We start from the raw sequence: 20119 nt of genomic DNA on the forward strand, positions 1-20119 counted from the left end.
AAAAGGCCTAAACACCGCCGAAACTGCCCGCCAGCGTACCGATGATCAACGCCCAGCCGTCCACCAGCACAAACAGCATGATCTTGAACGGCAGGGAAATGATCAGCGGCGAGAGCATCATCATACCCATGGCCATCAGCACGCTGGCGACCACCAGGTCAATGATCAGGAACGGGATGAAGATCATGAACCCGATCTGGAACGCGGTTTTCAGCTCGGACGTCACGAACGCCGGCACCAGGATCGTCAGCGGCGCCTGGTCGGCACTGGGAATGTCGGTGCGCTTGGACAGGCGCATGAACAGCTCCAGATCGCTGCTGCGGGTCTGGGCCAGCATGAAATCCTTGATCGGCACCTCGGCCTTGGCCACGGCATCTTGAGCCGTGATTTTTTCTGCCAGGTAGGGTTGCAGCGCATCCTGGTTCACCCGATCGAACACGGGCGCCATGATGAACAGGGTCAGGAACAGCGCCATGCCGGTGAGGATCTGGTTCGAGGGGGTCTGTTGCAGGCCCAGGGCCTGGCGCAGGATCGAAAAGACAATGATGATCCGGGTGAAACTGGTCATCAGCATGACGAACGCCGGGATGAAACTCAGCGCCGTCATGATCAGCAGGATCTGCAGGCTGACCGAGTACTCCTGGGCCCCTTCGGCGTTGGTCCCCAGTGTGATCGCCGGGATCGATAGCGGATCGGCGGCGAACGCCAACGGTGCGGCCAGCATCAGGGCCAATGCCAACAGAATGCGCAACGGCATTACTTTTTATCCTTCTGGTCTTTCCCCAGCAGCTCCATGAGGCGCTGGGCAAATTCGGGGCTGGCCGGCTCGGTAGAGGGTACCTGCACCGGCTCCTTGAGGACGTGCAAGGCGGTGATGGTGCCCGGGCTCAGGCCCAGCAGGATCTGCTCGTTGCCGACCTGCACCAGCACCAGTCGGTCGCGCGGCCCGAGCGCGCGCGAACCGACGATATCGATGACCTGGCCCTTGCCGGTTGGTCCCGCCTGTTGCACGCGGCGCAACAACCAGGCGAGAAAGAAGATCAAGCCCAGCACCAACAGCAAGCCAAGCACCAGTTGCGCCAGTTGTCCGGCGACCCCACTGCCTGCCGCCGGCGCAACGGCCGCCGTGGCAACCGGTTCGGCCGCCAGCACGCTCAATGGCAGCATCGACGCTGCGGCGAAGAAACCTTTCACTCAGCGCAACTTCTTGATGCGTTCGCTCGGGCTGATCACGTCCGTCAGGCGAATGCCGAACTTCTCGTTGACCACCACCACTTCGCCATGGGCGATCAAGGTGCCGTTGACCAGCACGTCGAGCGGCTCGCCGGCCAGGCGGTCCAGCTCGATCACCGAGCCCTGGTTGAGCTGCAGCAGGTTGCGGATGTTGATATCGGTGCTGCCCACTTCCATGGAGATCGACACCGGGATGTCGAGGATCACATCCAGGTTCGGCCCATCCAGCGTCACCGGTTCGTTGCTCTTGGGCACGCTGCCAAACTCTTCCATCGGCAGGCGGTTGGAGCCGTGATTACCGCTGTCGGCGGCCAGCAAGGCATCGATGTCGGCCTGCCCGGCGTCGCCGGTTTCTTCCAGGGCCGCAGCCCATTCGTCGGCCAGCGCCTGGTCATCCTGGGTGTTCATATCGTTAGCCATCATTTGTCCTCGGCGGGCAAAAATCAGTAAAAAACGTAAAATCCGTTACAAACTTGAGAAGTTGACACCGCTCAGCGGCGTTCGATCGGCTCGATCACCTGCAACGCCAGGTTGCCTTTGTGAGAGCCCATCTTGACCTTGAAGGCCGGCACGCCATTGGCGCGCATGATCATATCTTCCGGCATCTCGACGGGGATGATGTCCCCCGGCTGCATGTGCAGGATGTCCCGCAGACGCAGCTGGCGCCGGGCGACTGTCGCGCCGATCGGCACATCGACGTCGAGCACGTCCTGGCGCAAGGCGTTGATCCAGCGTTCGTCCTGGTCGTCGAGGTCCGACTGGAAACCGGCGTCGAGCATTTCGCGCACCGGCTCGATCATCGAATACGGCATGGTCACGTGCAGGTCGCCGCCACCGCCATCGAGTTCGATGTGGAAGGTCGAGACCACGATGGCTTCGCTCGGCCCGACGATGTTGGCCATGGCCGGGTTCACTTCCGAGTTGATGTACTCGAAGTTCACTTCCATGATCGCCTGCCAGGCTTCCTTCAAATCGATGAAGGCCTGTTCCAGCACCATGCGCACTACCCGCAGCTCGGTCGGGGTGAATTCACGACCTTCGATCTTGGCGTGACGACCGTCGCCACCAAAGAAGTTGTCCACCAGCTTGAACACCAGCTTGGCGTCGAGGATGAACAACGCGGTGCCGCGCAACGGCTTGATCTTCACCAGGTTGAGGCTGGTGGGCACGTACAACGAATGCACGTACTCGCCGAACTTCATCACCTGCACACCACCGACAGCCACGTCGGCCGAGCGGCGCAGCATGTTGAACATGCTGATGCGAGTGTACCGGGCGAAACGCTCGTTGATCATTTCCAGGGTCGGCATGCGTCCGCGAACGATGCGATCCTGGCTGGTCAGGTCGTAGCTTTTGACGCTGCCCGGTTCAGCAGCGTTTTCGGTCTGTACCAGACCGTCGTCGACACCATGCAACAGCGCGTCGATTTCGTCCTGGGACAGCAGGTCCTGCACGGCCATGTCGTGTTCCTACTGCAATACGAAGTTAGTGAAGAGCAACTGTTCGATCACCACTTTGCCGAGCTCTTTCTGAGCCACTTCCTGCACGCTGGCCGTGGCTTTCTGACGCAGCATTTCCTGGCCGACGGGCGTGGCCAGGGTGTCGAAATTCTGTCCGGAAAAGAGCATCACCAGGTTGTTGCGGATCAGCGGCATGTGCACCCGCAGCGCTTCCAGGTCAGCCTGGTTGCGACCTTGCAAAGTAATGCTGACCTGCATGTAGCGTTGACGACCGTTCACGGTGTAGTTGGCCACGAAGGCGGGCGCCATCGGTTCGAAAATCGCCGGCTGCTTGCCCACCGGCGCAGCCTCGACCGCCGCTGCCGGCTTGCTCTGAGCGCTGTGCATGAAATACCAGGTCGCCCCCACGGACACGCCGATCGCCAGGAGCAAACCCACCACGATCATGATGATCAGCTTGAGTTTGCCTTTGGTTGCAGGGTCTTTTACAGCTGCTGCTTCACTCTTCGCCATGCCAATAATCCGTCACTAATCGGGGTTTTCACTGTTGCACGGCAAGGCAGGAGCAAGTGTTATGCCAGAAGTGTCGGTCCCTGGGATGACGGGCAGATACGCTCTTCAGTCCCCCTGAAACCAATGTGGGAGCGAGCTTGCTCGCGATAGCGATGAACCAGTCTCTGCATGGATGACTGGACTATCGGCTATCGCGAGCAAGCTCGCTCCCACAGGGGTGAGCATCGTTGGATCAGGCGTAGTAGTCGACCGCGCTGGTGCCAATGACGCTGGTGGTACTGGCGGCCACTTCAGCGATACCGACCGGGCCAGCTTCCTCCGCTGAATCCACCCGCCCGCCAGATGACGTCGTACGCCCGGCCCGGGCCTGCTGCTGGGCTTGCTGCTCCTGGTTCTGCGAACCCCGGGACTGATCCGACACGCTGACGTCGACCTGGCCCATGCCCTGCTGGCTAAAACTGTCCCGCAGGCGATGCAACTGGCCTTCGAGGGCTTCACGAACGCCGGAGTGGGCACTCATGAACGTGACCTGGGTCTGCTGGTCCGGAACCATGTTCACCCGGATATCCAGGCGTCCGAGCTCCGCGGGCTGCAATTGGATGTCGGCCGCCTTGAGATTGACGCTGGACAGGTACATCACTCGGTTGACCACCTCTTCGGTCCAACCGCTCTGATTCATCGCGATAGGTTGGTTGACCGGCACTGCGTTGGCGGTTTTGGGTGTAGCGGCCTGGGTCAGCGCGGCCAGGCGGTTGGCGAAATCATCCACGCGGGTGTCGCTGGACGCCGCGCCCAGGTCCTTGAGGCCCTCGCTGATCAAGCCGCCGAAAGCTTTGTCGCCCCCTTGGCTACCGGACTCGGTGCTGTTCTGATCGGCTTGCACGCTGAGCATGCTGGCCATACCGGCGGCAAAGGTCTGCGCCGAGGTCGGCTCACCGTCGAGCGACACCGGGGCAGCGCTCTTGGGCTGCGCCTGGCTGGTGGCGGAAACATGACCGCCCTGCTCCATTGCCAAGCGCAAGGCGGGCAATGCGTCGAGAGGGTCGGCTTCTGGGTCGAAGGCTGGATCGACGACCGGGACCGCAGGCTGGGCCGCGGCGGCCAATGGGACGACGGGCGCCGCGACTGCCGTGGCGACCGGAGCCTCAGTCGTGACCGCCACGGGAGCAGGTTCCGCCGGGGCTGTCGCGACCGGCACCGTCATGTCCGGCAGCACGCCAGGATCGAGGCTCGGATCGACCGGCGCCGCATCCGCCACGGACGTTTCAGCCGAGTCGGCGCTGGTATCGCTGGCGGCCTTGTCGTCGGTGCTGGCCGGTTTGTCCGCGGGCAAGGGTTTGCCGCTATCGGCAACCGTCGGTTCCGGGGCGGCAGGGCTTTCGTTGCCGGTGTCTTTTTTGACGGTGTTATCGGCGGCCTTGTCGCGCACCGATTTCACCACGGGCTCCGGGGCCACCGCCGCTTTGGAAGGCGCTTGCTTGGCGAAGACTTGAGCGAAGCTGGAGGCTCTATCCCCGAGGTCCGGGGCCGCTGCCGGTGAATTGACGGCGACCTTGGGCTTGGCCTGGACAGAGGCCTGAAGCAGTGAATTGGGGGTAACGGGCATAAAAAGGTCTCCGCTGCACTGGAATCATTTGCACAGTCGAGACTAGGCAATGCAAGGCACGGGCCAACGTTTACCCGGCCGTCAAATCTCAGCAGTGGAAGCCTTCACGCTCTTCCCGGCAAAGCTTGCGGACATGGGCGAACTCGCTGTCGATTTCGTTGACCAGTTTCTCGATACCACCCAATGACGGTTGCTTGGCACGCTGTTCCAGTTCGCCGCACAGCTCGGCTAGGCGGATGGCGCCCATGTTGCTGCTGCTGCCCTTGAAGCTGTGGGCGGTGGCGCTCAATTTTTCAGCGTCCCGCGCTTCATGCAGCACGCGCAGGCGAGCCTCGGAGTCGTTGAGAAACGTATCCAGCAACTCCAGATACCCCTCCTCCATGACTTCCTTCAACGTGCTGAGCACGTCGCGGTCCAGATGAATGTCGTTCACTTGTTCGCTCCCTGATCAAGAATGACGCCAATTATGCCAGAGCCTCCCAGAAAAACTCCACGCGCGCACTACGACCATCGTCTGACCAGCGGGCCTGGTGGCTCAACTGGCGCACCAGGCTCACGCCGCGCCCCGACAACCGATCACTGTCCACGGGCCGTGCCAGCACCCGGGCGACATCGAAACCCTCGCCACTGTCTTCGACCTCGATGGCCAGGCGACCACCCTCGCCGCTTGGCGAAACGTGCAAGTGCACCCGCACGTAACCGTCGCTCAGCTCATCCAGGCGTGTATTGCGCTCGCTGTAGTAGCGAGCAAAACCCGCCGCATCACGCTTGAGGCTCGAGTCGAGCCCCAGCACCCCGTGATCCAGGGCATTGGAGTAGAGCTCAGACATGACGCTATAAAGGGCGCCACTCTGGGCCCTGAGCCCATGGACCTCAAGCAGCAACTGCAACAGGTAGGGCATCGGGTTGAAGCGCTTGAGGGTCTGGGCCCGGAACTCGAAGCTCACCGACCAGTCCAGTGGGCTGGACTGGCCGCTATCGGAATAGACCGGTGGCGGCGGATTGAGTTGCGTCGGTGCGACCAGTCGCACCTCGACCATGCTGAAGTCGTCACGGGCCTCACCGCGAAAATCCCGCAGGGCCTGCTGGATGTCCTCGAAGAGACGGTCAGGCTCACGATTGGCCGAAAACACCTGCTGCAACCGCTCCACGCCAAACGGCCGGTCATCGTGGTCACTGGTCTCGATTACGCCATCGGACAACAGGAACACTCGGTCCCCCAGGGACATCGAATGCACCTCGGTGCGGTCATCGAACAAGTGCGGCGCGAGCACACCCAATGGCAAGTGCCGCGCCGGCAATGGCGTACGCTCGCCGCTGAGGCTGTCATGCAGGTAACCATCGGGCATGCCACCGTTCCAGATCTCCACCGTGCAACGCTGGAAACTGAGGCACAACAGCGTTGCGCAACAGAACATATCCACCGGCAGGATGCGCTTGAGCTTGGCATTCATCTCCCGCAGGATCTGCGCCAGGCCGTAGCCCTTGGCCGTCATTCCGTAGAACACTTCCGCCAGCGGCATCGCACCGACCGCCGCCGGCAAACCGTGCCCGGTGAAATCCCCCAGCAGGATGTGCATGTCGCCGGCCGGGTTGAACGCGGCCAGCAGCAAGTCGCCATTGAACAAGGCATAGGGCGATTGCAGGTAGCGGATGTTGGGTGCACTCAGGCAGCCGGAGTGGGCGATCTTGTCGAACACGGCCTTGGCGACCCGTTGTTCGTTGAGTAGATAGTCATGGTGCCGGGCGATCTGGTCGCGCTGCTCCACCACCGTGGCCTGCAACCGGCGCAAGCGGTCCATGGCCTTGATCTTGGCCGCCAGGATCACCTGGTTGTAGGGCTTGGCCAGGAAGTCGTCGCCGCCCGCTTCCAGGCAACGGGCCAGGGCTTCGCTCTCCGTCAGCGAGGTGAGGAAAATGATCGGGACCAATTGGTCCCCAGCCAGTTGCTTGATTCTCTGTGCGGCTTCGAAGCCGTCCATCACTGGCATCATCGCGTCCATCAGCACCAGGTGCGGACGCTGTTCCATATAGATATCGACCGCTTCGGCGCCATTGGCCGCAGTGAGCACGTGGTGACCCTGGCGGCGGACAATGGTCGACAACAGCAGTCGATCAGCGGCACTGTCTTCGGCAATCAGGACCGTCAGTGGCTCCGACGACGATTGCATGGCGATCAACTGATGTCGAACAGCTTGTCGAAATTGGAGATCGCGAGGATTTTCTTGACGTCGGAACTGCTGTTGACGACCCGGATATCCGACTCATCGCCGCCAGCATGATCGCGCAACAGCAGGAGCATGCCCAAGGCGGAACTGTCGAGATAAGTGGCTTCCTTCAAATCCACCACGATGGACTCGGGTTTCGTATCGAGCCGCTCATAGGACTCACGAAACTCCTGATGCCGCCCGAAATCGAATCGACCCTTGATCGAAATCGTCAGCTTATGCCCATCGGGGGATACTTCGGTAACGACTGACATGATCGGCTTCCTTGTCATGGACATACGTGTACAAGGTGTAGCATCTGGTAAAGGTCTGAGCAAGGTTTTGCCTCGTTCATCCGACAAAATCCTCATTTCGCATCAGTAGGGGTTCTGTCGCGGCAGGCGCTGGGACAATTCATCGAGCAGTTTCTGTTCGCGCTTGTCTTCCAACTGTCGCGCTTCATCGATATAACGCTGCACCAGTTTGCGCAGCCCTTCGACTCGGGCAAACGCCTCTTGCCAGCTCTGGCGAGCCTTCTCCAGGTTGTTCTGGTGCCAGACCAGGCTCTGGCGCTGCTGGTCGATGGCGGTGCCCAGCTGTGCCAGGAACCCCTGGTAACCCAGCAACCATTGCCCGGAAACCCCGTGGCTGCCTCGGGCAATCCACTGCTCCTGGTATTCGAGTCGAAAGTTTTCCAGGTCTGCCAGCTTGCTCTCGGCAACGGCCACTTGTCCCTGGAAATACGCCAGTCGCTGGACAGCGGTCTTCTCGGCTTTTTCCGCCATGTCCACCACGGGTGCCAGGCGCGCCGCACGACTTGTGGCCATGGCCGGTTACGTGCCCGAGACCGGAGCGAAAATAGTCTGCAAGTGCGCCTCGCTGGCACCCATGCCGATGTTGTCGTTCAAGCTTTGGCGCAGGTAGACGGCCATGGCCGGGTAAAGACTGATGGCGGTGTCGGTCTCGCGGTCACCGCCGGGCACATAGGCACCGACGCTGATCAGGTCACGGCTTTGCTGGTAGCGCGACCAGTACTGCTTGAACTGCTGGGCCCGTTTCATGTGCTCGGCACTGATCACCGACGGCATGACCCGGCTAATGGAAGCCTCGATGTCGATGGCCGGGTAGTGACCTTCTTCGGCCAGGCGCCTGGACAGCACGATGTGACCGTCGAGCACACCCCGGGCCGAGTCGGCGATGGGGTCTTGCTGGTCATCGCCTTCGGACAGCACGGTATAGAACGCGGTGATCGAACCACCGCCTTTTTCCGCGTTGCCAGCGCGCTCGACCAGTTTCGGCAGCTTGGCAAAGACCGAGGGCGGATAGCCCTTGGTGGCCGGCGGTTCGCCGATGGCCAGGGCGATTTCCCGCTGGGCCTGGGCGAAACGGGTCAGCGAATCCATCAGCAACAGGACGTTCTTGCCCTTGTCGCGGAAATACTCGGCAATGCGCGTGCAATACATGGCGGCCCGCAGCCGCATCAACGGCGCATCGTCCGCAGGCGAAGCCACCACCACCGAACGCTTGAGCCCTTCCTCGCCGAGGATGTGCTCGATGAACTCCTTGACCTCACGGCCCCGTTCACCGATCAGCCCCACCACAATGATGTCGGCTTCGGTGAAGCGGGTCATCATGCCCAACAGCACACTCTTACCCACGCCGGTACCGGCGAACAGGCCCAGACGTTGGCCGCGACCGACCGTCAATAAACCGTTGATGCAACGGATACCCACGTCCAGCGGCATGCTGATGGGGTCACGCTTGAGGGGGTTGATCGTCGGGCCGTCCATCGGCACCCAATCTTCGGCCTTCATGCCGCCCTTGCCATCCAGGGCGCGCCCGGCCCCGTCCAGCACGCGCCCGAGCATGCTCATGCCCATGGGCAGGCGACCGTTGTCGGCCAGGGGCACGACGCGCGCGCCGGGCGCGATACCGGCGACGCTGCCCACCGGCATCAAGAAGACCTTGCTGCCGGAGAAGCCCATGACCTCGGCTTCGACCTGCACCGGGTGGTAGCTGTCGTCGTTGATCACCATGCAGCGGCTGCCCATGGCGGCACGCAGGCCCTCGGCTTCGAGGGTCAGGCCGACCATGCGCAGCAGGCGACCTTCCAGGATCGGTTGGCCGGCCAGCTCACTGGCCTCGGCGTAGCTGCCCAGGCGCTTGCCGAAACTGGTTCGCTCAAGGCGCATCGCGGTTGTCCGGTACAGAAGCGTCCAATTCAGGCAGCTCCAGTTCCACATCGGCCGGCGTGGCATCGGCACTGATCAGGGGATCGTCCGGCAACTCCAGGCTCAGGTCGGCGGCGGCCGGATGCAGGGCCTGTTCGTGCAGTTGGTCGAATAACTTGGCCATGATCTGGCTGATGCGGGTTTCGACAGTGGCGTCGATGCGGCTGTGTTCGGTTTCCACCCGGCAACCGCCCGGCAGCAACGCCGCGTCCTCGACGATGCGCCAGGTTTCTTCATGGCGCTCGCGCAGGGCCTTGACCAGTTCGAAGTCCTGGGGATTGATGTACAACCGCACGTTACCCACACCCAACGGCAACAACTTGAGCGCTTCACGCATGACGTGTTCGATCTGGCTCGAATCGATGGCCAGTTCGCGCTGGATCACTTGCTTGGCGACGTGTTGCACCAGGCCCACCAGGGATTTCTCGATCTGGCTGTCCTGCTCGGCGATGGGGTCGAACAGGTTGAGCATCAGTGATTCCAGCGCACGGAGCTTGGCCGTCAGCGCCACATCGGCTTCCTGGCGAACCTTGAGCGTGGTGCTGTGGAAGCCTTCCTTTTCACCCACGGCAAAGCCTTCGTTATAGGCTTGCTGGCGAATGCTCTCGACTTCCTCGAGGGTCAGCGGCTGGACTTCTTCCAGCGGCACCTCCTCCATTTCCGGCAGCTCTTCCACCGGCTCCGGCTCAGGCTCGGGCACGTGGGGGTCGAAGCTGGGCAGCGACCAGACGTCGAAACCACCGACGTCCCGGGCGCGGATCAGGTCGCTGGGGGCTTCATCACTCTTGGCAGACATAACGACCTTAGATCATCTCTTCGCCGCCCTTGCCACCGAGAACGATCTCCCCGGCTTCGGCCATGCGGCGGGCGATGGTGAGGATTTCCTTCTGTGCGGTTTCCACATCGCTGACGCGCACCGGGCCCTTGGCCTCGAGGTCGTCGCGCAACAGTTCGGCCGCTCGTTTGGACATGTTCTTGAAGATTTTTTCCTTGACGCCTTCGTCCGAGCCCTTGAGGGCCAGTACCAGCACGTCGGACGACACTTCGCGCAACAGGGCCTGGATGCCACGATCGTCGACATCGGACAGGTTGTTGAACACGAACATGAGGTCTTCGATCTGACCGGACAGGTCTTCGTCGAATTCGCGGATCGAGTCCATCAACTGGCCTTCGATCGAGCTGTCGAGGAAGTTCATGATGTCCGCCGCACGCTTGATACCACCCAGGGTGGTGCGCGAGGCATTGGAGTTGCCCGAGAACTGCTTCTCGAGAATCTGGTTCAATTCTTTCAGGGCCGCCGGCTGCACGGTATTGAGCGAAGAAACGCGCAGGATGATGTCCAGGCGCACCTTGTGGTCGAAGTTGCCCAGCACTTCGCCAGCCTGGTCCGGGTCGAGGTAAGCCACCACGATCGCCTGGATCTGCGGATGCTCGTAACGGATCACGTCGGCAACCGCCCGCGGCTCCATCCACTTGAGGCTGTCCAGGCCGCTGGTATTGCCACCCAGCAGGATCCGGTCGATGAGGCCGTTGGCCTTGTCCTCGCCCAGTGCCTGGGTGAGCATCTTGCGCACGTAGTCGTCGGAACCCACGCCCAGGCTGGTCTGATCGCCGACGATGTCGACGAACTCGCTCATCACCTGCTCGACCTGCTCACGGTGTACGTTGCCCATCTGCGCCATGGCCACGCCCACACGCTGGACCTCCTTGGGCCCCATGTGGCGCAGCACCTGGGCGGCGTCGGTCGACCCCAGGGACAGCAGCAGGATCGCGGCTTTGTCGACCCGGGACAATTTGGCAACAGCGGCTCGATTATCACTCATCTGCGTTAATCCACTCTTTCACGACCTGGGCCACACGACCCGGGTCTTCTGCCACCAGACTCTTGATAGCGTTCAACTGAGCGTCATAGCCTTCGCTCGGGCTTGGCAGCAGAATGCTCTGCGGCCCGCCGAGGCTGACGCGATCATTGGCCAATTCGCCATCCAGGCCGCCCATGCCGCCCAGCTCCACATCACCCAAGCCGGCCAACTGCTTGTTCCTGCCGCCATTGGTGATGTTATTGAGCACCGGACGCAGTACGCCGAACACCAGTATCAGGATAAACAGCACACCCAGTACTTGCTTGACCACATCCCAGAACCAGGGTTGCGAATAAAACGGAATATCGGCAATCACCTCACCACGCTCAGAAGAGAACGGCACGTTGATCACGCTGACACTGTCGCCGCGGCTGGCGTCGAAACCGACGGCGTCCTGCACCAGGCGGGTAAAGCGCGCCAATTCGTCGGCGCTCCATGGCGCACGGCTGGTTTCGCCGTTGGCCGGGTTGACCTTGACCTGATCGTCCACCACTACCGCAACCGACAGGCGATTCAAACGGCCCTGTTGTTGCTTGGTGTGGCTGATGGAACGATCGAGCTCGAAGTTCTTGGTCGACTGCTGACGCTTGTCGGCCGGGTACGGCGCCAGCATCGGCTGGCCGGTGGCCGGGTCCATGATCTGCTGGCCATTGGCATCGATCAGCGGCTGGCCTGGCTGCACCATGCCGGCGGCGGCCGTGGCGCCACCGGTGGTTTGCGGCGCGCTGGCCGGCGACGGCGGCTGGTTGCTCAGGGCACCCGGGACGCCTTGCGGGCCATTGCTGGCGGTGCGTTGTTCATTCACCGACTGCTCGCTGCGCAACGCCGGCTGATCCGGGTTGAACTGCTCGGAAGTGGACTCGACGGCGCTGAAGTCGACATCGGCCGACACTTCGGCTTTATAGCGATCGTTACCCAGGATCGGTTGCAGGATGTTGTGCACCCGCTGGGTCAGCATGCCTTCCATGCGACGGCTGTAATCGAATTGCTTGCCGGCCATGGTCAGTTCGGAGTTTTCCGCCTGGTCGGACAGCAGGTTGCCCTTCTGGTCGACCACGGTGATCTGCGATTTGCTCAGTTCGGGTACGCTGGTCGCCACCAGATTGACGATGGCCACGACCTGGCCTGGCTCCAGGGAACGGCCCGAATACAGCTCGACCAATACCGAAGCACTGGGCTTGCGCTCGTCGCGCACGAACACCGAGCTTTTCGGGATCGCCAGATGCACCCGGGCACCCTTGACGTTGTTCAGGCTGGAAATGGTCCGCGCCAGCTCACCTTCCAGGCCGCGACGATAACGGGTCGCTTCCATGAATTGGCTGGTGCCCAGGCCCTGGTCCTTGTCGAGGATCTCGAAACCGATGTTGCCATCGGTCGGCGTCACGCCGGCCGCGGCGAGCTTGAGGCGCGCACGAGCGACGTCATCGGCCTTGACCAGCAAGGCACCGGAATTGGGTTCAACGGTGTAAGGAATGTCGGCGGAAGCCAGGGTCTCCATGACTTGCTTGGCGTCCATGCCCGCCAGGCTGCCATACAGCGGACGATAGTCCGGCTGCTGGGACCACAGCACCACGGCAAAACCAATCGCCACGCTGGCAGCCAGGCCGACCAACAGGCCAACCTGACGCAGCATGGTCATCTCGGAGAGATTTTCCAGGAAGGACAGGCCGAACAACGGCGGTTTGCCGTCTACCGGAGTGGCCTTGGCTGGAACGTTATCAACGGCTGCTTCTGCCATGACTCAATAATTTCCTTAAACCGGCATCTGCATGATGTCTTGGTAGGCTTGAACCAGTTTGTTGCGAACCTGGGTCAACGCCTGAAACGAGACACTGGCTTTCTGCGAGGAGATCATTACGTCCGTCAGGTCGACGCCACTTTTGCCAATCTCGAAAGCACTGGCCAACTGGTTCGACGCCTGCTGGGTATCGTTCACTTTATTGACGGCCTGACCGAGCATGTCGGAAAAGCTGCTGCCACCCACCTGGGGGACCGCGACCGATTTAGGCTGGGCCATGGCGTCCATTTGCATGGCCCGCATGTCCAACATCAACCGATTAAATTCAATACCTTGGCTCATGGTCTATTCTCTCTGGCGGCCCGCATTTTTTTGACACTTACTCAGCGGGTATTCAGGTATTAGCAACAAGGGTGCCAGCTCCATGGCGATGGAAAACAAATGCGCGCACAAGCCCTTGTGGGAGCGAGCCTGCTCGCGATACCCCACCACATCCGACCTCGGCTTGACTGACCCACCGCTATCGCGAGCAAGCTCGCTCCCACAGGGGTTTTTGGTGCTTATTCAACTGGCGAACAGATAAGCCTCGACATCCATGCCGGCGTCACGCATTTGCGCCAACTTGTAGCGCAGGGTGCGCGGGCTGATCCCCAGGCGTTCGGCGGCCTCCTTGCGACGACCGCGTTCGGCACGCAGGGTGTCGATGATCATCTGGAACTCGCGACGCCGCAGGTCATCGCCCAAGGCGCCGACCGAGTCGCCCTCGACGTCCATCGGCGGCATGGGGGTTGCGGTCGGTGGCGGTGCCAATGCGGGCAATGGCGCGCAGGCCACCGGACCGGCCAGGCAGAAATCCTCCGGCTGAATCAAACCGCCCTGTTGCAGGATCAACGCCCGCTGAATGGCGTTATCCAGCTCTCGGACATTGCCCGGCCACGGGTAGGCAATCAGACAGGCCCGGGCCTCGGCTGAAAGCCGTGCCGCCGCGTGCTTCATTTTATTGACGTGTTTGTTCAGCAGGCGCTCGGCCAGCGGCAGGATATCGGCGGTACGCTCGCGCAACGGACGCCAGGCGAGCGGGAACACCGATAGACGGTAATAGAGGTCTTCACGGAAACGCCCCGCCGCCACTTCGCCGGCCAGGTCGCGGTTGGTGGTCGCCACTACGCGAATGTCCAGGCTGATGGGCTTGCGCGCCCCCACCCGCTCCACTTCCCGCTCCTGCAATACCCGCAATAGCTTGGCTTGCAGGCCCAACGGCATTTCGGAAATTTCATCGAGCAGGATCGTGCCACCGTCGGCCTGCTCGAACTTGCCGGCCTGGGCCGCGATGGCGCCGGTGAACGAACCCTTTTCGTGGCCGAACAAGGTCGCCTCGAGCATGTTGTCGGGAATCGCCGCGCAATTGATGGCAATGAACGGTTCCCCGGCACGCCGGGATTGTTGATGGATGTAGCGGGCCAGCACTTCCTTGCCCGTACCGGACTCGCCGGAAATCAACACGGTTGAATCACTGCGAGCGACCCGTGCGGCCAATTCCAGCAGTTGCGCACTGGCCGGTTCGATGGCCACCGGGCCTTCGCCCTCGACCGCGAGACTACCCAAGGCATGGCGCGCGACCAGATCCAGCAGTGCCTTTGGCTCGAACGGCTTGACCAGGTAATCCGCCGCACCCTGGCGCATGGCGTCCACCGCTCGCTCGACGGCGCCGTGAGCGGTCATCAGCAAGACGGGCAGTTGCGGCTGACGGGCACGTAACAGGCCGAGCAATTGATGGCCGTCCATGCCCGGCATGTTGACGTCACTGACCACCAGGCTGAACGCTTCCCGGCCCACCGCCAGCAGCGCTTCCTCCGCCGAACCGACGGCGGCGTAGTCGTGCCCGGCCAGCACCAGGGTATCGGCCAGCGCCTCGCGCAGGGCCCGGTCATCCTCAACCAGCAACACCTTGATCGCCATTGCTTTCACTCCACCCCTGGCGCATTGGAAAACAGCGGCAAACACACCGTCGCACACGTGCCACGGCCCAACCGCGAGCGCAATTGCAATTCTCCCTGATGAGCACGGGCCACGGCCTTGACCACGGTCAGGCCCAGGCCCGTGCCGGTGGTCTTGGTGGTAAAGAATGGCTCGCCCAGGCGCGCCAGCACGGCCGGCTCGATACCGCTGCCGTTGTCGCTGACGGACAGGCGCAAGGTGTTGTCGCGTGTGTACAAGTGCACTTTCAGCCGGACGTCGCCGCCGCTGGCCTGGATCGCGTTTTCGATGAGATTCAACACCGCGCCCACCAGTGTGTCGCGGTTGCACAACACTTCACCGACATGGCTGTCGCACTGCCAGCGGATCGGCAGCTCCTGCACATGAGTCAACGCCGCGGCCTGCAGCGATTGCAACAAGGCCTTGGGGGTGACACGGTCGGTCAACGGCAGCTCGCCGCGAGCGAACACCAGCATGTCCCGCACCTGATGCTCCAGTTCGTGCAGGCGCTCTTTCAAGCGTCCGGCGAAGCGTTGCTGGGTTTCCATCGGCAATTGCTGCTCGGTCAGGTGACTGGCATAGAGCAGCGCGGCGGACAGCGGCGTGCGAATCTGGTGGGCCAGCGAGGCCACCATCCGCCCCAGGGAGGACAGGCGCTCGTGGCGAGCCAACTGGTCTTGCAGGTGACGGGTTTCAGTCAAGTCATTGAGCAGCACCAACTGCCCAGGCTCGGCGTCCAGCGAGCGTGTCGAGATGGACAGGCGCCGACCGTCCTTGAGGGACACTTCATGGCCGTCGTCGTCCCGGGGCGCAAAGCAGCGGGCGATGACGTGCCGCCACAGCTCGCCTTCCAAGGGCAGGCCGAGCAACTCGCAGGCCGCCGGGTTGGCTTCGCGCACACGGCCGTGGGCGTCGATGACGATCACGCCACCGGGCAACAGGTCGAGGAGATTTTGCAGGCGATTGGCCAGGCGTTCCTTTTCCGCCAGCTCCTGCATGCGCTGGGCGCTGACCACGGCCAGCTCGCCCTTGAGCTCGGTGACCCGGGCTTCGAGCAGGCTGTAGGAATCCGTCAATTGGCTGGACATCTGGCTGAACAGCGAAAATGCCTGCTCAAGTCCAAGCCGGCTTGCCTGTTCGGCGGACGGCATGTGTCCCGGTTCGGGGACAGGAGACATCTGGGCGGCTTGGGTCATCGTGCTCTCTCGCTTGGCTGACCGTCAGTTAAACGGAACGTTGCGAGGGCTATAGCAATACCCGTGCCGAAAAAAAACCGCCTGAAAATCAGGCGGTTGGAAAACAGGCGTCAATCATCCGCCTGTTCATCTCCTTCGCGACGGCTCATGCCGTACTTGCGCATCTTCTCCACCAGAGTGGTGCGACGGATGCGCAGGCGTTCTGCCGCGCGGGCCACGATACCGTTGGCATCGTCCAGCGCCTGCTGGATCAGCCCTTGTTCAAGCCCCCCCAGGTAATCCTTGAGATCCAGGCCTTCGGGCGGCAACAAGGCATTGGCGGTAAAGTCCGGCGTGTGGCCGTTGATCGCCACCCGCTCCTCCAGGTCACTGCGCAGGCTGTCGACCATTTGCTCGTCTTCGTCGTCGACGTAGCGGAATTTCTTCGGCAACTCATTCACGCCGATCACCCCGTACGGGTGCATGATCGCCATGCGCTCCACCAGGTTGGCCAGCTCACGGACGTTGCCCGGCCAACCATGGCGACACAGGGACATGATCGCCGCCGAATTGAAGCGGATCGAACCGCGCTTTTCATGTTCCATGCGCGAGATCAGTTCGTTCATCAGCAACGGGATGTCTTCGACGCGCTCACGCAGTGGCGCCATTTCGATCGGGAAAACATTGAGGCGGTAATAGAGGTCTTCGCGGAAACTGCCGACCTCGATCATGCTCTCGAGGTTCTTGTGCGTGGCGGCAATGATGCGCACATCGACACTCTGGGTCTTGTTGCTGCCCACGCGCTCGAAGGTGCGCTCCTGCAGGACCCGCAACAGCTTGACCTGCATCGGCAACGGCATGTCGCCGATCTCGTCGAGAAACAGCGTACCGCCGTTGGCCAGTTCGAAACGCCCGGCGCGACTGGTGATCGCGCCGGTGAAAGCACCTTTCTCATGGCCAAACAGTTCGCTTTCCAGCAACTCGGCCGGGATCGCGCCACAGTTGACTGGCACGAACGGCGCTTCGCGACGCTTGGAGTGGTAATGCAGGTTGCGCGCGACCACTTCCTTGCCGGTGCCCGACTCGCCCAGGATCAGCACGCTGGCGTCGGTATCGGCGACCTGCTGCATCATCTGGCGCACATGCTGGATCGCCCGGCTGGTGCCGACGAGGCTGCGGAACAGGTTGGGTTCGCGGTGCCTGCCGCGCTCGCGGGCCTGATCGTACATCTCGCGATAAACCTGCGCGCGGTGCAGCGAATCGAGCAGCTTGCTGTAGCTGGGCGGCATTTCGAGCGTGGAAAGTACCCGACGGCGCTGGTCTTCAGGCAAGTCAAGGGAAGAATTTTCGCCCATTAACAAAACCGGAAGGAACTCATCCCAGGTCGAGAGTGTCTTTAGCAAGCCCAAAAGCGTTGCGGGAGCATTTACGGTCCCGATAAGGACACAGATGACTTCACGACTGGACGACAATGAGCCGACAGCCTGCTGCCAATCATGGCTTCCGCAGGGTAAATTTTCTTCGCCAAGAAAATTCAGGATCACCGCCAGGTCGCGGCGCCGAACGCTATCGTCATCGATCAGCAGAATTTTGGTTTCACGCCACATGCAATAGCAACTTCCCTAGTCAACCCAATGCCCGAAATTAGGGGGCAAGCTAGACGCTTGCAGACTTGTCATGCCTGTAGACGCCTCAAATCTGTAAACAGCTACTAGTTAAGTCAAAAAACCGTGCACAGTCAAATTTATGGCGCAACGGACTCGGATTAACTGAGTATTAACCGAACAGATGGTAAACCTTTGCGGCGCTCTGTGCTTGATGGATCTGTTGCATCTCGTCGACGATCGCCTGACGCTCTCCTGTGGCCGCCTCCAGCAATTGCCGGTACACCCCCAGCAACTCCTCAAGATTATTACGCAACGCCGCCTCATCCACCTCGGACTCGCTCAGGACGTCTTCCATGCAGGAACGGCAGGCCAGGTCCAATTGTCCGATGGCCTCCCAGTTTCGCTCGGCCAGCGCATCAACCAAGGCATCACGGGTTTGTTCGATTCGCTGCAGGACAAGACTCATGAGAGCACTCCTTAGAATTGCGGACCAGGCGCGGCAATGGCATCCCAGCCTTCCTTGACCGTACGAAGCAGATCGGCGACTTCGTCGAGGATCTTCGGATCGGCCTTGACGTTGGCTTCTGCCAGGCGTTTCATCATGTAGGCGTAAAGAGCATCCAGTTCGGTGACCGACTCGGCCTGGTTTTCCAGGTCCAGGCCTTCACGCAAACCACCGACAATGCCGATGGCCTTGCTGATCAGAATGCCTCTGTTTGCAATATCCTTGCGCTCCATCGCGCCCTTGGCCTGGGCGATACGATCCAGCCCACCTTCCATAAGCATCTGCACAAGACGGTGAGGACTTGCTTCGGAGGTTTGTGCGTGGGCACCAATCTTCTGGTATTGGCGAAGGGCCAACATCGGATTCATGTTCTACCTCATCAAAAAACTTCGGTTCGTATAGATAGCGTATCGACGCTGCGTCAAAAAACTTTAGGTCGAAAAGCCAAAAGCCCGGAACGTGGTCAAAACGTTGCCGGGCCTTTTGCATCGGTGGAAATCAGCTGTTTTTCTGTTGTGCCGTCAACGCCTCGAACATCGAGGTGATGTTGCTGGCAGTGGCCTTCAGCTTGCCAACCAGGGTATCCATGTCGTTGTACTTTTTGGTCAGAACAGCGGTCAAGGTTTCGACCCGGCGATCCAGGGCCTCCTGATCGTTCTTCAGACGGGTCTGGGTCTTGGTCAGCGTACTGGTCCGCTGGTCGAGGATGCCGCCGGTCTGAGTGTAGGGTTCGATCGCCTTACCCATGCGCTCCAGCAGTCCATTGGTGCCAGTGAACAACGTCTGGACTTCACCGCTGAGCTTTTTATCGCTCATCGCTTCGGTGAATTTGACGGTATTGAAGTTCAACGCCCCCGTCTTCTGATCGGTGGTAATACCCAACTGGGCCAGCGAGGTCAGCTTGTCTCCAGCGCCAGTTTCAGACAAGGGCGTTCGAATCGCTGCCAGCAGTGAGCGAGGCAATGCGTCACCGGTCAATTTCGCCGGCACCGTCAGCTTCCCGTCGTCGTCGAGCGACGGCTTGGTCAGGGCGGTGACGCTATTGGCGATCGCGTTGTAGGCATCGACGAATTTCTGGATCGAGGCCTTCAGGCCATCATTGTTCGGCGCAACGGTAACAGTTGAACTGGCGCTCGGTCCGCCACTGAGCAAATTCAAGGTCAACCCGGAAATCGCCGTGCTGACCGTATTACTCTTGCTGGTCAACGCCATGCCATCGACGGAGAACTTGGCATCCTGGGCCAGGGCACCGATGGCGCCCGCCGAACTGGCCGTCAGCGCAGCCCCCCCGGCACCCACGACGTTCGTCCCATCGATTTCCAACCCCGCGATACCGCTCACCGAGATGTCGGAACCTGTGCCGGTAGTGGTTGAACCCAGCACCAGGCGCGAACCGAAAGAGTCGGTGATGATGTTGGCACTGAAACCCGCAGCCTTGAGCGAAGTGTCAGCGTTGATCGCATCACGAACCGATTGCAGGGTCGCACCGGCCTCAACATTGAGGTTGTAGTCGATGCCGTTCTGCTTGATGGTCAACGTGCCACTCGGAATGGCGCTGCTAGTGCCGCCGGCAAAGGCCGCCGAGGTGACCTTGGAAGCCGTCGCGATGTTGTCGACCTTGATCGCATAGGTGCCGCCCACCGCAGAGTTGCTCGCGGTAGCCGTGAGCACCGTGGGGGAGGAGGATGTCGCAGCAAAACCCGAGAATTGCGGGGTCGTGGTGCTGGACAAGTCCTTCATGGCGGTGTTGAAAGCTGCCAACAACGACTTCAGGGTTCCCACCCCGGAGATACTGTTGGCAGTCGTCGTCGTCGCTCGGGTGATCTGACCTTGCTTGGCGGCCTTGTCGGAATCGACCAGCGCCTTGACGATCGCGGTGGTATCAAGGCCAGAGCCTAGACCCAAGCCAGGTAGAATTGGACTTGCCATGTGGGACTCCCTTCAGTGTGTCGCCGGCCTTTTGACCCTTACAACGCCCAAAAGAACATAGCAACAAAATTCGTGC

Annotated in this window: 21 protein-coding genes; all 21 read right to left on the reverse strand. The window is 61.2% G+C overall.

The annotated features are described in order from the left end of the window. Positions 1–7: 7 nt before the first annotated feature. The 21 genes from fliP to fliD all read right to left on the reverse strand — a co-directional run bounded on the left by fliP (position 8) and on the right by fliD (position 20043). Positions 8–757 (reverse strand): flagellar type III secretion system pore protein FliP, encoded by a 750-nt coding sequence (gene fliP / locus BLO80_RS19490; protein ID WP_092331793.1) that lies wholly within the window; start codon positions 755–757, stop codon positions 8–10. After that, positions 757–1194: a flagellar biosynthetic protein FliO gene (gene fliO / locus BLO80_RS19495; RefSeq protein ID WP_060738642.1), complete on the reverse strand. Its 438-nt coding sequence runs from the start codon at positions 1192–1194 to the stop codon at positions 757–759. Before fliO ends, fliP begins: the two co-directional genes overlap by 1 nt. Continuing rightward, positions 1195–1653 carry a flagellar motor switch protein FliN gene (fliN, locus tag BLO80_RS19500; RefSeq protein ID WP_072408512.1) on the reverse strand — a complete coding sequence of 153 codons (459 nt, stop codon included), beginning with the start codon at positions 1651–1653 and terminating at the stop codon, positions 1195–1197. 71 nt (positions 1654–1724) lie between these two features. Next, positions 1725–2693, reverse strand: coding sequence for a flagellar motor switch protein FliM (gene fliM / locus BLO80_RS19505; protein ID WP_053120288.1), 969 nt, complete (start codon positions 2691–2693; stop codon positions 1725–1727). Between the two features lie 9 nt (positions 2694–2702). Beyond that, entirely contained in the window at positions 2703–3206 is a 504-nt protein-coding gene (gene fliL, locus BLO80_RS19510) for a flagellar basal body-associated protein FliL (protein WP_092204548.1), read from the reverse strand. A 232-nt stretch (positions 3207–3438) separates the two neighbouring features. Beyond that, on the reverse strand, positions 3439–4812 hold the full coding sequence (locus BLO80_RS19515) for a flagellar hook-length control protein FliK (protein WP_092331790.1): 1374 nt from the start codon (positions 4810–4812) through the stop codon (positions 3439–3441). Positions 4813–4900: 88 nt separating this feature from the next. Beyond that, positions 4901–5245: an Hpt domain-containing protein gene (locus BLO80_RS19520; protein ID WP_092331788.1), complete on the reverse strand. Its 345-nt coding sequence runs from the start codon at positions 5243–5245 to the stop codon at positions 4901–4903. A 31-nt stretch (positions 5246–5276) separates the two neighbouring features. Further along, positions 5277–6983 carry an ATP-binding SpoIIE family protein phosphatase gene (locus tag BLO80_RS19525; protein ID WP_092331785.1) on the reverse strand — a complete coding sequence of 569 codons (1707 nt, stop codon included), beginning with the start codon at positions 6981–6983 and terminating at the stop codon, positions 5277–5279. A gap of 5 nt (positions 6984–6988) precedes the next feature. Continuing rightward, on the reverse strand, positions 6989–7294 hold the full coding sequence (locus BLO80_RS19530) for an STAS domain-containing protein (protein ID WP_072408521.1): 306 nt from the start codon (positions 7292–7294) through the stop codon (positions 6989–6991). Between the two features lie 102 nt (positions 7295–7396). Then, a complete protein-coding gene (gene fliJ, locus BLO80_RS19535; RefSeq protein WP_053182982.1) occupies positions 7397–7846 on the reverse strand; it encodes a flagellar export protein FliJ in 450 nt (149 codons plus the stop codon). Between the two features lie 6 nt (positions 7847–7852). Then, complete coding sequence (gene fliI / locus BLO80_RS19540; RefSeq protein WP_092204543.1) at positions 7853–9211, reverse strand: flagellar protein export ATPase FliI; 1359 nt, start codon at positions 9209–9211, stop codon at positions 7853–7855. After that, a complete protein-coding gene (gene fliH / locus BLO80_RS19545) occupies positions 9201–10046 on the reverse strand; it encodes a flagellar assembly protein FliH (RefSeq protein ID WP_092331781.1) in 846 nt (281 codons plus the stop codon). The genes fliI and fliH overlap by 11 nt, the downstream gene beginning before the upstream one ends. Positions 10047–10053: 7 nt before the next feature. Then, positions 10054–11073, reverse strand: coding sequence for a flagellar motor switch protein FliG (gene fliG / locus BLO80_RS19550; protein ID WP_003199086.1), 1020 nt, complete (start codon positions 11071–11073; stop codon positions 10054–10056). After that, positions 11066–12850 carry a flagellar basal-body MS-ring/collar protein FliF gene (gene fliF, locus BLO80_RS19555; RefSeq protein WP_092331779.1) on the reverse strand — a complete coding sequence of 595 codons (1785 nt, stop codon included), beginning with the start codon at positions 12848–12850 and terminating at the stop codon, positions 11066–11068. Before fliF ends, fliG begins: the two co-directional genes overlap by 8 nt. A gap of 15 nt (positions 12851–12865) precedes the next feature. Beyond that, a complete protein-coding gene (gene fliE / locus BLO80_RS19560) occupies positions 12866–13192 on the reverse strand; it encodes a flagellar hook-basal body complex protein FliE (RefSeq protein ID WP_003199082.1) in 327 nt (108 codons plus the stop codon). Between the two features lie 222 nt (positions 13193–13414). Beyond that, positions 13415–14809 carry a sigma-54-dependent response regulator transcription factor FleR gene (fleR, locus tag BLO80_RS19565; RefSeq protein ID WP_092331776.1) on the reverse strand — a complete coding sequence of 465 codons (1395 nt, stop codon included), beginning with the start codon at positions 14807–14809 and terminating at the stop codon, positions 13415–13417. A 5-nt stretch (positions 14810–14814) separates the two neighbouring features. Beyond that, positions 14815–16023, reverse strand: a complete 1209-nt coding sequence (locus BLO80_RS19570; RefSeq protein ID WP_092331772.1) for a sensor histidine kinase — start codon at positions 16021–16023, stop codon at positions 14815–14817. A 110-nt stretch (positions 16024–16133) separates the two neighbouring features. Next, the gene (locus BLO80_RS19575; RefSeq protein ID WP_003199076.1) at positions 16134–17609 is read right to left on the reverse strand and encodes a sigma-54 dependent transcriptional regulator; all 1476 of its coding nucleotides are present in this window, start codon (positions 17607–17609) and stop codon (positions 16134–16136) included. 169 nt (positions 17610–17778) lie between these two features. Beyond that, a complete protein-coding gene (locus tag BLO80_RS19580) occupies positions 17779–18075 on the reverse strand; it encodes a flagellar protein FliT (protein WP_092331770.1) in 297 nt (98 codons plus the stop codon). 11 nt (positions 18076–18086) lie between these two features. Next, positions 18087–18482 carry a flagellar export chaperone FliS gene (fliS, locus tag BLO80_RS19585; RefSeq protein WP_092331767.1) on the reverse strand — a complete coding sequence of 132 codons (396 nt, stop codon included), beginning with the start codon at positions 18480–18482 and terminating at the stop codon, positions 18087–18089. Positions 18483–18612: 130 nt separating this feature from the next. Next, positions 18613–20043, reverse strand: a complete 1431-nt coding sequence (gene fliD, locus BLO80_RS19590; protein WP_092331764.1) for a flagellar filament capping protein FliD — start codon at positions 20041–20043, stop codon at positions 18613–18615. Between the last annotated feature and the right edge of the window lie 76 nt (positions 20044–20119).

This window comes from Pseudomonas sp. NFACC56-3, assembly GCF_900100025.1.
Taxonomy (GTDB): Bacteria; Pseudomonadota; Gammaproteobacteria; order Pseudomonadales; family Pseudomonadaceae; genus Aquipseudomonas; species Aquipseudomonas fluorescens_AA.